The organism is Streptomyces sp. LE64 (assembly GCF_052606915.1).
In genome coordinates this window covers 5,159,426-5,173,851 of the sequence record NZ_CP199708.1, presented here as the reverse complement: position 1 = coordinate 5,173,851, position 14,426 = coordinate 5,159,426, and the positions used below count along the sequence as shown (strand labels likewise).

General features: G+C 73.4%; 12 protein-coding genes. 4 read left to right on the top strand and 8 right to left on the bottom strand.

Going from position 1 to position 14,426, the window contains the following annotated elements; all coding sequences use genetic code 11:
- Positions 1–59 precede the first annotated feature (59 nt).
- The 4 genes from hflX to miaA all read right to left on the bottom strand — a co-directional run bounded on the left by hflX (position 60) and on the right by miaA (position 5,986).
- Complete coding sequence (gene hflX, locus ACSMX9_RS23430) at positions 60–1,556, bottom strand: GTPase HflX (protein WP_351243613.1); 1,497 nt, start codon at positions 1,554–1,556, stop codon at positions 60–62.
- A gap of 397 nt (positions 1,557–1,953) precedes the next feature.
- Complete coding sequence (locus ACSMX9_RS23425) at positions 1,954–4,089, bottom strand: RelA/SpoT family protein (RefSeq protein ID WP_445396683.1); 2,136 nt, start codon at positions 4,087–4,089, stop codon at positions 1,954–1,956.
- A 338-nt stretch (positions 4,090–4,427) separates the two neighbouring features.
- Complete coding sequence (locus ACSMX9_RS23420; RefSeq protein WP_445403074.1) at positions 4,428–4,940, bottom strand: hypothetical protein; 513 nt, start codon at positions 4,938–4,940, stop codon at positions 4,428–4,430.
- A 107-nt stretch (positions 4,941–5,047) separates the two neighbouring features.
- Positions 5,048–5,986 (bottom strand): tRNA (adenosine(37)-N6)-dimethylallyltransferase MiaA, encoded by a 939-nt coding sequence (miaA, locus tag ACSMX9_RS23415; protein ID WP_445396681.1) that lies wholly within the window; start codon positions 5,984–5,986, stop codon positions 5,048–5,050.
- A gap of 180 nt (positions 5,987–6,166) precedes the next feature.
- On the opposite strand from miaA, the gene ACSMX9_RS23410 reads away from it, so the two are divergent.
- Complete coding sequence (locus tag ACSMX9_RS23410; protein WP_445396679.1) at positions 6,167–6,448, top strand: hypothetical protein; 282 nt, start codon at positions 6,167–6,169, stop codon at positions 6,446–6,448.
- 70 nt (positions 6,449–6,518) lie between these two features.
- Here ACSMX9_RS23410 and ACSMX9_RS23405 read toward each other — a convergent pair whose 3' ends face one another.
- Together ACSMX9_RS23405 and miaB are read right to left on the bottom strand one after the other, a co-directional pair.
- On the bottom strand, positions 6,519–7,238 hold the full coding sequence (locus tag ACSMX9_RS23405; RefSeq protein ID WP_445396677.1) for a class III extradiol dioxygenase subunit B-like domain-containing protein: 720 nt from the start codon (positions 7,236–7,238) through the stop codon (positions 6,519–6,521).
- Positions 7,239–7,307: 69 nt separating this feature from the next.
- Positions 7,308–8,828 (bottom strand): tRNA (N6-isopentenyl adenosine(37)-C2)-methylthiotransferase MiaB, encoded by a 1,521-nt coding sequence (gene miaB, locus ACSMX9_RS23400; protein ID WP_445403073.1) that lies wholly within the window; start codon positions 8,826–8,828, stop codon positions 7,308–7,310.
- Between the two features lie 172 nt (positions 8,829–9,000).
- Here miaB and ACSMX9_RS23395 point away from each other — a divergent pair, with 172 nt between their 5' ends.
- On the top strand, positions 9,001–10,026 hold the full coding sequence (locus ACSMX9_RS23395) for an SCO7460 family lipoprotein (protein ID WP_445396675.1): 1,026 nt from the start codon (positions 9,001–9,003) through the stop codon (positions 10,024–10,026).
- Positions 10,027–10,044: 18 nt separating this feature from the next.
- The gene (locus ACSMX9_RS23390; protein ID WP_445396673.1) at positions 10,045–11,040 is read left to right on the top strand and encodes a TAXI family TRAP transporter solute-binding subunit; all 996 of its coding nucleotides are present in this window, start codon (positions 10,045–10,047) and stop codon (positions 11,038–11,040) included.
- Between the two features lie 15 nt (positions 11,041–11,055).
- Here the strand turns inward: ACSMX9_RS23390 and ACSMX9_RS23385 are convergent, their stop codons facing one another.
- Together ACSMX9_RS23385 and ACSMX9_RS23380 are read right to left on the bottom strand one after the other, a co-directional pair.
- Complete coding sequence (locus ACSMX9_RS23385; protein ID WP_445396671.1) at positions 11,056–12,462, bottom strand: ATP-binding protein; 1,407 nt, start codon at positions 12,460–12,462, stop codon at positions 11,056–11,058.
- 9 nt (positions 12,463–12,471) lie between these two features.
- Complete coding sequence (locus ACSMX9_RS23380) at positions 12,472–13,170, bottom strand: response regulator transcription factor (RefSeq protein WP_351243599.1); 699 nt, start codon at positions 13,168–13,170, stop codon at positions 12,472–12,474.
- A gap of 386 nt (positions 13,171–13,556) precedes the next feature.
- Here ACSMX9_RS23380 and ACSMX9_RS23375 point away from each other — a divergent pair, with 386 nt between their 5' ends.
- Positions 13,557–14,333, top strand: a complete 777-nt coding sequence (locus tag ACSMX9_RS23375; protein WP_351243597.1) for an amino acid ABC transporter ATP-binding protein — start codon at positions 13,557–13,559, stop codon at positions 14,331–14,333.
- Positions 14,334–14,426: the final 93 nt, after the last annotated feature.

Here is a 14,426-nt window from a genome sequence, read left to right as displayed (position 1 = left end):
GGCTCCCGCTCCCCGGGCGGGGAGCGGGAGCCCGGTGCGCACGGGCCGCGGGGCGACCGTCAGACGGAACTCGCGGCGGGTGCGAACGGCGCCAGTTCGGCGGCGAGTTCCTGGTGCACCCGGACCTTGATCAGGGTGCCCTCCGCGGTGTGCTCCTCGGAGTCCACCTCGCCCTCGGCGTGGGCGCGGGCGACGAGCCTGCCGTGGGTGTACGGCACGAGCGCCTCGACAGCCACCTCGGGCCGCGGCAGTTCGGAGTCGATCAGGGCCAGCAGTTCGGCCATGCCCTCACCGGTCCGGGCGGACACGGCGATCGAGTGCTTCTCGATCCGCAGCAGCCGTTGGAGGACCAGCGGGTCCGCGGCGTCGGCCTTGTTGATCACCACGATCTCGGGCACTCCGGTGGCGCCCACGTCCCGGATGACCTCCCGCACGGCGGCCAGCTGCTCCTCCGGTGCGGGGTGGGAGCCGTCCACGACGTGCAGGATGAGGTCGGAGTCGCCGACCTCCTCCATGGTGGAGCGGAACGCCTCGACCAGGTGGTGGGGCAGGTGGCGGACGAAACCCACGGTGTCGGCGAGGGTGTAGACCCGTCCGCCCGGAGTCTCGGCCCGGCGCACGGTCGGGTCGAGGGTGGCGAAGAGGGAGTTCTCCACCAGGACGCCGGCCCCGGTCAAACGGTTGAGCAGGGAGGACTTGCCGGCGTTGGTGTAGCCCGCGATGGCGACCGAGGGCACCTTGTTGCGGCGGCGTTCCTGGCGCTTGATCTCGCGGCCGGTCTTCATCTCCGCGATCTCCCGGCGCATCTTCGCCATCTTCTCGCGGATGCGGCGCCGGTCCGTCTCGATCTTGGTCTCACCGGGACCGCGGGTGGCGAGGCCGCCGCCCTTGCCGCCGCCCATCTGACGGGAGAGCGACTGGCCCCAGCCGCGCAGCCGGGGCAGCATGTACTGCATCTGTGCGAGCGCCACCTGTGCCTTGCCCTCGCGGGACTTGGCGTGCTGGGCGAAGATGTCGAGGATCAGCGCCGTGCGGTCGATGACCTTGACCTTGACGACGTCCTCAAGGTGGATGAGCTGACCGGGGGAGAGCTCGCCGTCGCAGATCACGGTGTCGGCGCCCGACTCGACCACCAGGTCCAGCAGCTCGCGGGCCTTGCCGGAACCGATGTACGTGGCGGCGTCGGGCTTGTCGCGGCGCTGGATCACGCCGTCCAGCACCTGGGCGCCGGCGGTCTCGGCCAAGGCGGCGAGTTCCGCGAGGGAGTTCTCCGCGTCCCGGGCCGTGCCCGTGGTCCAGACGCCGACGAGGACCACCCGCTCCAGGCGGAGCTGCCGGTACTCGACCTCGGTGACGTCTTCGAGTTCGGTGGACAGACCCGCCACCCGGCGCAGCGCGGCCCGCTCGGAGCGGTCGAACTGGTCACCGTCCCGGGCGCCGTCGATCTCGTGGCTCCAGGCGACGTCCTCTTCCATCAGGGCATCGGCCCGAAGACCTTCAGTGCTGTTCAGCGGGAGACTCTGCGTGTCCTGGGAAGGGGAAGAAGAGGAGGTCATTGGGTCCTAACGTCGATGGGAGCGGTACCGGGGTCGGGAGCACCGGGCCCCCGCCCGGGCGGCGGGCGGCGCCCGTCGCCCCTGTTCCTGTGAACGTGCGGGAGCGCCCGGGGATTCCCGGGCGACCGCGGGCCCGGAGCCCCGGGCCGGTGCGGTGCCGACCGGACGATGGTCGCACGGCACGGGGCGTCTCGTCACCGTGGTTTTCCCCGGGGTGTCGGGGAACCGCCGGGGCCGGGGCGAGGGGGTCCCGGAACCGGCCCTGGGAGCCCGGGGCGGGCGGCGGGCGGCGGGCTGGCACGGGAGTACGGCTATCAGCCACCGCCGCCGGGGCGGCGGCGGCTCGCTCGGACCCCACCCGACCGGCCCGGCGGGTGTCCCCCGTTCCGGGCCCGGGTCAGGACGGGGCCGGCTGGGTCCGGCTGACGTCGTAGACCCCGGCGACGTTGCGCATGGCCTTGATCAGGGCGGGCAGCCGGGCCGCGTCGGGCAGGTGGAGGGTGTAGGTGTGGCGGACCTGTTGCCGGGCCGGGGGCTCGACGGTGGCGGAGACGATGGCGACGCCCTCCTGCGCGATGGCCTCCGTGAGGTCGGCGAGCAGGTGGGGGCGGCCGAAGGACTCCGCGACCAGGGTGACGCGGTACTCGGCGGTGTCCCCCCAGCGCACGCCGACCTCGGGCCGTCCGACGTCCTTCATCCGGGTGACCGCGGGGCAGGCGACGCGGTGCACGGTGACCACTCCCCCACGGACCGCGAAGGCCGTGATCCCGTCGGGGGGCACGGGGGTGCAACAGCCCGCGAGCCGTACCGAGGCGCCCGGCAGGTCGACAACGGCGCCGGCGCCGTCCGGGCGGGCCGAGGGGCTGGGCTGGACGGCCCGGGGAGCGGTCTCGGGCGCGTCCACGGCCTCGGGGTGATCGGCCAGCCAGCGTCCGATCGCGATGCGCGTGCCGGGCGCCACGGCGTGGTCGAGCCACTCCGGGGAGGCGCCGGCGGTCGGGTCCTGGCTCAGCAGGGGCTGCACGGTGTCACCGTCGCGCAGGACGGTGCCGAGCGCGGCGAGGCGTCCGTTGACCCGGGCGCCGATGCAGGCGTGGGCCTCCTCGCCGTACTGGGCGTACGCGGCGTCCACGCAGGTCGCGCCGACGGGCAGGCCCAGGGTGTGGCCGTCGGTGCGGAAGACGGTGATCTCCCGGTCCTGGGCGAGGTCCTCGCGCAGGGCGGACCAGAAGGTGTCCGGGTCGGGTGCGGACCGTTGCCACTCCAGGAGGCGGGAGAGCCAGCCCGGGCGGGTCGGGTCGGCCCGTTCGCCGTCGCCGGTCGCGGTCTGCGGATCGGCACCGGCCCCCGGGGGCACCGGGCCCTCGTCGGCGCCGGTCACGTAGGGGTTGCCGAGGGCGACGACGCCCGCCTGCGCGGTGCGGTGCATCTGGTGCGTGCGGACGAGGACCTCGACGACCTCGCCGTCCCGGCGGGCCACCGCGGTGTGCAGGGACTGGTAGAGGTTGAACTTGGGGACCGCGATGAAGTCCTTGAACTCCGAGACGACCGGGGTGAAGCAGGTGTGCAGTTCCCCGAGGACCGCGTAGCAGTCGGCGTCCTCGCCGACGAGGACCAGCAGCCGGCCGAAGTCTGCGCCCCGCAGTTCGCCGCGTTTGCGGTGCACCCGGTGGACCGAGAGCAGGTGCCGCGGCCGGATCTGGACCTCGACCGGGATGCCCGCCTCGCGCAGCACGGCGCGCACCTCGTCGGCGGTCTCGGCCAGGGGGTCCTCCGCGCGGGCGGCGTTCTCGCCGACCAGGCTCCTGGTGCGGGCGCACTCCTCGGGGTGGAGGATGGCGAACACCAGGTCCTCCAGCTCGGTCTTGAGCGTCTGGACGCCCAGTCGCTCGGCGAGGGGGATGAGGACGTCCCGGGTGACCTTGGCGATCCGCACCTGTTTCTCGGGGCGCATGACCCCCAGGGTGCGCATGTTGTGGAGCCGGTCGGCGAGCTTGATGGACATCACCCGGACGTCGTTGCCGGTGGCCACGAGCATCTTGCGGAAGGTCTCGGGTTCGGCTGCCGCACCGTAGTCGACCTTCTCCAGTTTGGTGACGCCGTCGACGATGAAGCACACCTCTTCCCCGAACTCGGTGCGCACCTGATCGAGGGTCACCTCGGTGTCCTCGACGGTGTCGTGGAGCAGGGAGGCCGTCAAGGTGGTGGTCTCGGCGCCGAGTTCGGCGAGGATCAGGGTGACCGCGAGGGGGTGGGTGATGTAGGGCTCGCCGCTCTTGCGCATCTGGCCGCGGTGCGAGGACTCGGCGAGGAGGTACGCCCGGCGCAGCGGATCGAGGTCGGCGTCCGGGTGGTGGGCGCGGTGCGCGTCGACGACGTGGCCGATGGCGTCCGGCAGTCCGTCCCGGGCGGTCGCTCCCCACACCGCCGCCCGACCCCACCGGCGTAGGTCCAGACCGGGACGACCGCGCCTGCGGTGCGCCTTGGGCGTGAGGGGAAAGGGGGTCGCAGGGTTTGTGGCCTCCGCGCTCATGGGCACCTCCGGCTGCGTCGACCGGCGGTGCGGAGCGGTCGCCTCCAGTCGTCACTGCTGGAGGTGTGCGGGTGGTCTCCCGTCCGGGCCGGTGCTTGATGCTACCGAGCCCACCACGCGCCCATGGCCCGCTCCCGTCGAGCGTGAAACGGATCACCCATTCGAGGGAAGCGCCGGGCGGGGCGGTTGCGTCGGCCCGGTCCCCGTCCACCATCTCCGACCTGCGAAGGAGCCGTTCGGGTGAACATCGCGGGCGTGCGGGGGGTGTTGACGGGTCGTTCGGTGACCGGAGCCGCCCTCGGCCCCGCGGCGCTCCCCCGGGCCTGCGTGAGGGCGTTTCAGCGCAGTCGTGCGACCCGCCACACCGCGAGGACGACCACCACGCCCACCACCAGCGCGTAGAGGGCCGCGACCCGCCAGTCGACGCGCCGGCCGGAGCCGCGCTGCGGCAGTCCGGGCCAGGTGTGGCCCACCCGACGGGCGGCCATCATGCCCCAGCCCGCGGCGCAGGAGCAGATCAGCAGTCCGAGCATGGCGACGACGGCTCCGCCGTCGCCGAACTCGAAGGCGAGGGGGAAGGCGAACATCAGGGAGCCGAGCGCGCCGAGCCCCACCACGGGCGCCAGCTGCCACCAGCCCAGTTTGCGCCGGGGGCGCAGCTCGACCTCGTCCACCTCGGCCGCGTCCTCGGGGGCGGGGCCGTCCCCGGAGAGCGTTCCGGGGGCCTCGTCCGGACCGTCCGGGGTGAGTCCCTCGGGGGTCGGGGCGGGCACCCGGGGCAGCGGGGTCGGTCGGGGAACGGGCTCGTGCTGTTCCTCCGGCGCGGCGTCACGTCGAGGGCCGGCCTCCATCGCCACGCGCCCTCCCACTCCGGACTCCACTGGTCGATCGTCGCTCGATGATGGCACGGCGCAGTGGGCCGCGATGACGGGCGGGGCGTCCCGATGCCATCACGTGATCAGGCTGTGACCGGTCGTTCGAGCAACGCCAGCGCGCGCTCCGGGAGTTCCCCGTGGTCCTGCCGGGTACCGCTGAGCCAGTGCACCCGCGGGTCACGGCGGAACCAGGAGTCCTGACGGCGCGCGAAGCGCTTGGTGGCGCGCACGGTCTCGTCCCGCGCCTCCCGCTCGTCGCACCGCCCCGCCAGGGCGTCCAGGACCTGCTGGTAGCCGAGTGCGCGGGAGGCGGTGAGTCCGTCCCGCAGCCCTCGGGCCTCCAGCGCCCGCACCTCGTCCACCAGGCCCGCCTCCCACATGCGGTCCACCCGGGTGGCGATGCGTTCGTCCAGCTCGGGGCGGGGCACGTCCACGCCGATCTGCACCGTGTCGTACACGGAGTCGGGGCCGGGCAGGTTGGCGGTGAAGGGCTTGCCGGTGATCTCGATCACTTCGAGGGCGCGCACGATGCGACGGCCGTTGCTCGGCAGGATGGCGCGGCCGGCCTCCGGGTCGGCCGCGGCGAGCCGGGCGTGCAGGGCACCGGGGCCGCGCAGCGCGAGTTCCTCCTCCAGGCGGGCCCGCACCCGGGGGTCCGTGCCGGGGAACTCCAGGTGGTCGATGGCCCCGCGCACGTACAGACCGCTGCCGCCGACGAGGATCGGCCAGCGTCCGGCGGCGAGGAGCCGGTCGATCTCGGCACGGGCCAGGCGTTGGTAGTCGGCGACGTTGGCGGTCACCGTGACGTCCCAGACGTCCAGCAGGTGGTGCGGGACGCCGCCGCGCTCCCGGGGCGTCAACTTTGCGGTGCCGATGTCCATCCCGCGGTAGAGCTGCATCGAGTCGGCGTTGACGACCTCGCCGCCGAGCTGCTGGGCGAGGAAGACGCCCAGATCGGACTTTCCGGCAGCGGTCGGCCCGACGACGGCGATGACCCGGGGTGCGGGGGATGCAGTGCTCACCCCATCAGTCTCGCAAACCTCCCGGCGCTTCCCGAACGAGTTACGTGACGGGGCGCGCACGGGGTCGTTGCCTGTTGCGAGGTTCCGTCGCCGGTGATCGAGAACGGGGAACCGGGTGACGCAATGAGGCACCCCGGACGGCGAGGGATTTCACCCGAACAAGTAGGGTTTGGAGTACTCATGAGCGTTTTCACGCGGTTCTTCCGTAGGGCGAAGGGGCAGGACGGGGCTCCCGCGGCGGACCCGGCCCCCGTGGCACCGGCAGCGGCCGAGGGCGGGGACCAGTCGGTCGGGACCACCACCGAGGACGTTCCCGCCGGCGAGCGTCAGCCCGGGCCCCCCGACGCCGCCGGAGCCGGAACGGCGTCCGCCCCCGAGTCCGGCGCCCCCGTGGAGATCCCCCAGCAGCAGTCCGCGGGGCGGGCCGCCGACAACGAGGCGGGCGAGGGCGCCCGCGCATAGGCCCCGTCGTCGCCCGGCGGACTGCCGGTGCGACGCGCCGGGCCCGGGACGATCCGGGCCCGGCGGGCCGTCAGTTCCAGAGCGCCACGAAGTAGCCCACCCCGTAGGGCGCCGCGTCGTACAGCAGCCGGCCGGTGAGGTCGCGCCCCTCCGCCGCCCCGTCGAGCACCTGCCAGGGCGAACGTCCCGAGACCATCAGCTCCCGGGCGAGGTCGGCGTCCAGCCAGGGCAGGAACGCCTCGTCGTCGGCACGGGCCAGGGCGCGCGCGAGGTCGGCGTCCACCGCGGGGGCCCGCTCGTCCAGGTAGCCGGGTGCCTTCAGGTCGCGGCGCGCACTGCCCTCGCCCAGCACCAACAACCCCACCCGCTCGTTGGACTCCGCGGCCCGGGCCCCGTCCGCGCGGTTGTCCGCCCAGTCCCGGTCAGCGCCCGCGCTCAGCCCGCGCACCGGCCCCGTCCACCCGGCCCGGTCCAGCAGCCAGGCGCCGATCGCCAGGGGCAGGGGCAACGGGGGACCCTCGGCGGGGGGCTCCGACCCGGGTCGGCCCAACCGGACGTCGAGCGGGACGCCGAGGCCGCGGAAGGTGCCGGGCGCGCCCTGCGCGTGGGCGCCGGAGGCGGTGCCGGGCCCGGGACCGACGACCACGATCAGCTCGGGGCGTGCCGACAGCACCCCGCGCAGCGCCTCGTCGCACGCCGTGCGCAATCCGTCGAGTTCGGGTGCGGCGCCCGCGGCGACCTCGGGGATCAGCAGGGGCGGGCAGGGGCACAGGGCTGCGGCGACAAGCATGATCGGCAGCGTAGCCCGGCACCGGGGCGCTTCCCAGCCCGCCCGGTGCCACCGGGCGGGCCGAGGGACTCAGCCGGCGTCGCAGGAACTGCCGCAGGCGCCTTCGGGTGCGGCGGGCAGGGGCTGCGGCACCCCGATGCCGGGCAGGCCGAGCAGCACGCCGGCCGGCTGGGCGGCGGGCCGGGCACGGCGCTTCTCCCAGGCGTCGCCCGCGCGGGTGCGGCGGACCTTCAGCACCTCTCCCTCGGCGAGGAGGTGGTGCGGCGCGGCGTAGGTGACCTCCACCGTCACCACGTCGCCGGGGCGCACCTCCTCGGCGGGCTTGGTGAAGTGGACCAGCCGGTTGTCGGGGGCGCGTCCGGACAGCCGGTGGGTGGCGCCGTCCTTGCGGCCCTCCCCCTCGGCGACCATGAGGTCCAGGGTGCGGCCCACCTGCTTCTTGTTCTCGTCCCAGGAGATGTCCTCCTGGAGGGCGACCAGGCGTTCGTAGCGGGCCTGCACGACCTCCTTGGGGATCTGGCCGTCCATCTCCGCCGCGGGGGTGCCGGGGCGCTTGGAGTACTGGAAGGTGAACGCCTGGGAGAAGCGCGCCTCGCGCACCACGTGCAGGGTCTGCTCGAAGTCCTCCTCGGTCTCGCCGGGGAAGCCCACGATGATGTCGGTGGTGATGGACGCGTGCGGGATGGCGGCCCGGACCTTGTCGATGATGCCGAGGTAGCGCTCCTGCCGGTAGGAGCGGCGCATCGCCTTGAGGACGGGGTCGGAACCCGACTGGAGCGGCATGTGGAGCTGCGGCATGACGTTGTGCGTCTCGGCCATGGCCGCGATCACGTCGTCGGTGAAGTCCCGCGGGTGGGGGGAGGTGAAGCGGACCCGCTCCAGGCCCTCGATGGTGCCGCAGGCGCGCAGCAGCTTGCCGAAGGCCTCGCGGTCGCCGATGTCGGAGCCGTAGGCGTTGACGTTCTGGCCGAGCAGGGTGATCTCGGAGACGCCCTCGGCGACCAGGGCCTCGATCTCGGCGAGGATGTCGCCGGTCCGGCGGTCCTTCTCCTTGCCGCGCAGCGCGGGGACGATGCAGAAGGTGCAGGTGTTGTTGCAGCCGACGGAGATGGAGACCCAGGCGGCGTAGGCGCTCTCGCGCCGGGTCGGCAGGGTGGACGGGAACGCCTCCAGGGATTCGGCGATCTCGACCTGCGCCTCCTCCTGGATCCGGGCCCGTTCCAGCAGCACGGGGAGCTTGCCGATGTTGTGGGTGCCGAAGACGACGTCGACCCAGGGGGCCCGCTGGACGATGGTGTCCCGGTCCTTCTGGGCCAGGCAGCCGCCCACCGCGATCTGCATGCCGGGGCGCCTGGTCTTCATCGGGGCCAGCCGGCCGAGGTTGCCGTAGAGGCGGTTGTCGGCGTTCTCCCGCACGGCGCAGGTGTTGAAGACGACCACGTCGGCGTCGCCGTCGGAGCCCTCGGGCGCCCGGACGTATCCGGCGCCCTCCAGCAGCCCCGAGAGGCGTTCGGAGTCATGGACGTTCATCTGGCACCCGTAGGTGCGCACTTCGTACGTCTTCGTTCCGTCCACCGTTCCGCCTGCCACGTCGTTGCCGCTCACCCGTCCAGGGTAAGGGCTGCGGCCGACCGGCCCGGCGCCGTCCCCGGCCGGCCGGGGACGGGGGCGCGACCGGGGCGGACCTGAGTAGGCGTACTCATCCCCCGCGTCCCCGGCCCGCCTAGCCTCGGCCCAGGCGACGAGGGGTGCGGGAGGCGGCATGAAGTGGCGGCGGGGATTCGGGGTGCCGGCGGCGGTGGCCCTGGCCGTGCTGGTGGGCGGCTGCGCGGCGTCGACCGGCGAGGACCGGGACCGGGCGGCGGAGGTCGCCGAGGAGGTGTACCCCGGGGAGTTGACCGTCGTCGGGGCGCGGAGCCTGTTCCCGGCGTTCGAGGGCTCGGAGGTCACGTTCGCCGTGCGGGACGACCCGGACGCGGCGGTCGTCCTGCGGGTGGACGGCGAGGGGGACCGCTGCGACGGGGGCTCCTGCCGACCGGCCCTGCGCGCGGCGCGGGAGCGGGCGGAAGCCTCCGCGCGGGCGTGGCGGGCCCTGGAGCGGGAGTTCGCCCGCTGCGACCACGAGGTGCTCGGGATCAAGGCGAGCGGGGGCACCGTGACCGAGCCGTGGATCGCGGCCCGGCTGGACGACGGGAACGTGGCCTCCGAGCTGCGCCGGATCGGCGGGTGCCTGGAGGCGTACGGCCGGGCCGTGCCCCCGCCCCGGACCGCCCCCGGCACGTCGACGGGGGCCGTCGTCGTCCACGTCGTCGACCCGTCCGTGGTGGGGGACCTGCCCGAGCCCGGTGCCGGGACGCCCACGCTGGTCGGCAGGACCTCGACGGAGCTGCACGCCGCGCTGGCCCGCCGGGCCCACCGCGCGGTGGTCTACCGCTGGACGCGGGAGGGCATCGAGCCGGAGCCCGTGTCGGCCCGTCTGGTCATGCCCTTCGAGGAGAAGCAGGCGTTCGAGGAGGAGGTGCACGCGAACGTCCGCGCCTGGCTCCGGCCGTACCGCCCGCACGCCGTGCTCTCCGCCTACGGCGGGATCTGGAAGCTGGCCGAGGGACGGGTCGACCGGCTGGAGGGGGTCGTGAAGTACTGCGACGAGCCCCGGGGGGAACGGCCCGCCTGTGTCGGGGAGCACACGCTGCACGTCACCGTGGACCGTGCGGGGCGGCTCGTCGGCGACCCGGTGGGCACCCGGGACCTGGACGCGCCCGTCGACCCTGGTCAGTCGCCGGGGTGAGCTGGCAGGATCGCGCGCATGGTCCCCGTCCTGTCCCGCATCGGCCGCCGCCGTGCCCTCCGGGGCGGCACGGCCGCCCTCGCCGTGCTCGGGCTGCTGCTGTGGTGGCTGCTCCCGCTGGACGAGGGGCCGCCGAGCGGTGAGATCACGGTGAGCACGGGCGTGCGGTCCGGGGTCTACGAGCGGTACGGCATGCTGCTGAGGACCGCGCTCAAGGAGGACATGCCCGATCTGGAGGTGCGGCTCAAGCCGAGCGAGGGGTCCCAGCAGAACGTCGAGCGGGTCGCGGCCGGCACCGCGGACTTCACCATCGCCGCGGCCGACGCGGTGGAGGCCTACCGCCTCCACCGGCGGCCGGGCGCCGACCGGCTGCGCGGTCTGGCCCGGCTGTACGACGACTACGTGCAACTGGTCGTCCCGCGCACCTCCCCGGTGCACGCGGTCGAGCAGTTGCGGGGCAAGAGGGTGGCGGTCGGCCAACTCGGATCCGGCGTGCGGCTGATCGCGGAGCGGGTGCTGAGCGCCGGCGGCCTCGACCCGGAGCACGACGTCCAGCCGGTCTCCATCGGCATCGACACCATGGCCAGCGCCCTGAAGGCGGACCGGATCGACGCGTTCTTCTGGTCCGGCGGGCTGCCGACCGCCTCCGTGCTCAGGCTGTCGGAGGAGCACGACATCCGGTTCGTGGAACTCGGCGGCCTGGTGGACGCGCTGCACGAGCAGGGCGGCGCCTCCCGCTACTACCGGAGTTCGGTGATCCCGGCCGACGCCTACCCCTCGGCCCAGCAGGGGGCCGAGGTGGCCACCCTGGCGGTGGCGAACCTGCTGGTCACCACGGACCGCGCGGGAACGGAACTCACCGAACGGCTCACCCGCACGGTGATCGACAGCCGCGACCACATCGGCCGGAACGTCCACGCCGTCCAACTGGTCGACCTGCGCACCGCGATCTACACCGCCCCCCTGGAACTGCACGGGGGCGCCCGGCGCTACTACCGGTCGGTCAAGCCCTGAGCGGGCGCACCCGGATCAGCCGGCGTCCCGGCTCCGCGGCACACTGACCGTCACCCGCAGTCCGTGCGGTTCCCGGCGGGCGTAGTCGATCGTGCCGCCGCCCGGGGCCAGCAGGGCGCGGGAGATGGAGAGGCCGAGGCCCGAACCCTGCACGTTCTGGTGCCGGGGCGAGCGCCAGAACCGGTCCCCCACCCGTCCCAGTTCCTCGTCGGTGAGTCCGGGGCCGGCGTCCGTGACGACGATCCGCGAGCGGGTGCCGGTCGCGTCGACCGCGACCGAGACCTCGGACCCGTCCGGCGAGAACTTCAGGGCGTTGTCGATGACCGCGTCCAGGGCGCTGGACAGGGCCACCGGGTCGACCCAGGCCGTCACGGGGGGCGTCCGCTGGTGCAGCCGCACCCCCTTGTCCTCGGCGAGCGGTCGCCAGGCGGCGGCCCGGTCCGCGGTGAGCTCCCCCACGTCCACGAGCCGCAGTTCGGCCTCGGCGTGCTCGGCCAGGGCCAGGTCCAGCAGGTCGTCGAGGACCCGGGCCAGCCGCTTGCCCTCGGTACGCACCGAGGCGATCTCGGCGTTGCCCTCCGGGAGTTCCAGTGCGAGGAGTTCGATGCGCAGCAGCAGCGCGGCGAGCGGATTGCGCAGTTGGTGGGAGGCGTCCGCGACGAACGCGCGCTGCTGTTCGAGGACGTCCTCCACGTGATCGGCCATCTCGTTGAAGGAGCGGGCCAGCCGGCGCAGCTCCGGCGGGCCGCCCGAGGGGGCGACCCGGGACTTGAGCCGTCCGGTGGCGATGTCGTGGGTGGTGGCGTCCAGCACCCGTACGGGTCGCAGCACCCACCCGGTCAGTCGGAGTGCCGCCCCGACCGCCACCAGCATCGCGGCGGACTCCCCCAGCGCGATCCACAGCCATCCGCGCAGCGTCTTGGCGCGCATCTGCCCGGTCGGCGAGTCGGTGACGACGACGGCGACCACGTCACCGTCCCTGATCACCGGTGACGCCACCACCAGCCGACCGTCCTGCCAGGGCCACACCTGGTCCGGGTCGTGGCCCGGTCGGGAGAACAGGGCCTGGGCGAACGTGTCGCGCACATCGCCCCGTTCGGGTAGGGGCCAGTCATCGGGGGCAGTGGCCATCATCCGACCATCGCGGTAGAAGACCCCCGCCCGGATGCCGTACACCGCGTGGTACCGCTGGAGTTCCTGGCGCAGGGTCTCCAGGCGTTCGTCGGTGGTCGCCACCCGCGAGCCGGGGCCGCGCGCCGTGACGAACTGGGCGAGGGACGCGAACCGGGCGGTGTCGTCGATGCGGTCGATGACCACCGTCTGCTGCTGCTGGGCGGCGACGCTCGCCCCCAGCGGGAACCCGAGGGCGAGCAGGACGCCGGCCATCAGGACGATGAGCAGCGGAAGGAGACGTGCGCGCACCCGCGACCTCTACGGGGTGGGGGCGACGAGCCGGTAGCCCACGCCCCGTACGGTCTCGATGAGGGCGGGCAGGCGCAACTTGGACCGCAGGGACGCCACGTGCACCTCCAGGGTGCGCCCGGTGCCCTCCCAACTGGTGCGCCACACCTCGCTGATGATCTGTTCCCGGCGGAACACCACCCCGGGGCGCTGCGCGAGCAGGGCCAGCAGGTCGAACTCCTTGCGGGTGAGTTGGACGACGGCCCCGTCGACGCTGACCCGCCGGTTGGGCAGCTCGATGCGCACCGGCCCGAAGGCGAGCTCCTCGGTGCCGGTGGACGCCTCCTCCTCGGAGACCGTGCGCCGGCTGACGGCGTGGATGCGGGCGAGGAGTTCACCGGTGTCGTACGGCTTCACCACGTAGTCGTCGGCGCCCAGGTTGAGGCCGTGTATCCGGGAGCGGACGTCGGAGCGGGCGGTGACCATGATCACCGGAATGCTGGTGCGCTTGCGGATCTTGCCGCAGACCTCGTAGCCGTCCTGGTCGGGCAGCCCCAGGTCGAGCAGGACGACGGCGAACGGCGGCGTGTCGGGGGAGGTGGCGGGGAGCAGGGCGCGCAACGCCTCCTCGCCGCTGCGCGCGTGCACCACGCCGATGCCGTGGCGCGCCAGGACGGCCGACAGTGCGGCTGCGACGTGGTCGTCGTCCTCCACGAGGAGGAGTCTCATGCCGGCTCCCTCCGGTCCGCCTTCGATTCCCTTGCCGCTTGCGGCATTTGCCCCGTCGCCCCCCGCGTTCGGCCGGCCCGTACCCCCGGCGCCGGTGCCGTCCCGACCGACGGGTGCCGTCCGGGGCGTGCGTCGCCCGGATCGCTGGGCGCGGGGCGCGGTCGTTTCCCTCCAGCATCCACGCGGATCGGAAAGGACCACGTCAAGGGGGTCTCGGCGGAGGGAGCCTACCGTTACGTACCCGGTACGCGCCCCGATTCACCTCCTCACGCGCAGTGATGCTCTGCTATCGGATTGTTATGCTCAAGTTCCCCTCAGATGTGATGACGATGACACCGGGGCGTCATTACTGTCCTCAACAACCGAGGAGGACGGAGCCATGGCCGATGACTGAAGATTCGGTGAACCGGAACGCCGCGCCGGCGGCCGAGGACCTGGTCGTCCTGAAGAACGTCAACAAGCACTTCGGTGCGCTGCACGTGCTCCAGGACGTCGACCTGACCATTGCCCGGGGCGAGGTCGTCGTCGTGATCGGTCCGTCCGGCTCGGGCAAGTCCACCCTGTGCCGGACGATCAACCGGTTGGAGACGATCGACTCGGGCGCCATCACCATCGACGGGCGCCCGCTCCCCCAGGAGGGGCGGGAGTTGGCCCGGCTCCGCGCCGACGTGGGCATGGTGTTCCAGTCGTTCAACCTCTTCGCCCACAAGACCGTGCTTGAGAACGTGGTGCTGGGGCAGACGAAGGTCCGCAAGACCGATCGCCCGGCCGCCGAGGCCAAGGCGCGCAAGCTCCTCGACCGGGTCGGCGTCGGTACCCAGGCCGACAAGTACCCGGCCCAGCTGTCGGGCGGCCAGCAGCAACGGGTGGCGATCGCACGGGCCCTGGCGATGGACCCCAAGGTGATGCTCTTCGACGAGCCCACCTCGGCCCTCGACCCGGAGATGATCAACGAGGTCCTGGACGTCATGCAGCAACTCGCCCGCGAGGGCATGACCATGGTCGTCGTCACCCACGAGATGGGCTTCGCCCGCTCCGCGGCCAACCGGGTCGTCTTCATGGCCGACGGGCGCATCGTCGAAGAGGCGGCACCGGAACAGTTCTTCAACAACCCGCGCAGCGACCGCGCCAAGGACTTCCTGTCGAAGATCCTGCACCACTGACCGCGCGCCCGGCTCCGGGACGCACCCCGTACCGCGGGGCCGGAGCCCGTGCCCGCACGCACCACCGTCGACCGGGGGCGGACGCCCGCCCGC

Coding starts and splice junctions, on each gene's coding strand:
- ACSMX9_RS23375 (WP_351243597.1), top strand. CDS start 13,557: ATGACTGAAGATTCGGTGAACCGGAACGCCGCGCCGGCGGCCGAGGAC.
- hflX (WP_351243613.1), bottom strand. CDS start 1,556: ATGACCTCCTCTTCTTCCCCTTCCCAGGACACGCAGAGTCTCCCGCTG.
- ACSMX9_RS23410 (WP_445396679.1), top strand. CDS start 6,167: ATGAGCGTTTTCACGCGGTTCTTCCGTAGGGCGAAGGGGCAGGACGGG.
- ACSMX9_RS23425 (WP_445396683.1), bottom strand. CDS start 4,089: ATGAGCGCGGAGGCCACAAACCCTGCGACCCCCTTTCCCCTCACGCCC.
- ACSMX9_RS23395 (WP_445396675.1), top strand. CDS start 9,001: ATGAAGTGGCGGCGGGGATTCGGGGTGCCGGCGGCGGTGGCCCTGGCC.
- ACSMX9_RS23380 (WP_351243599.1), bottom strand. CDS start 13,170: ATGAGACTCCTCCTCGTGGAGGACGACGACCACGTCGCAGCCGCACTG.
- ACSMX9_RS23390 (WP_445396673.1), top strand. CDS start 10,045: ATGGTCCCCGTCCTGTCCCGCATCGGCCGCCGCCGTGCCCTCCGGGGC.
- ACSMX9_RS23405 (WP_445396677.1), bottom strand. CDS start 7,238: ATGCTTGTCGCCGCAGCCCTGTGCCCCTGCCCGCCCCTGCTGATCCCC.
- ACSMX9_RS23420 (WP_445403074.1), bottom strand. CDS start 4,940: ATGGAGGCCGGCCCTCGACGTGACGCCGCGCCGGAGGAACAGCACGAG.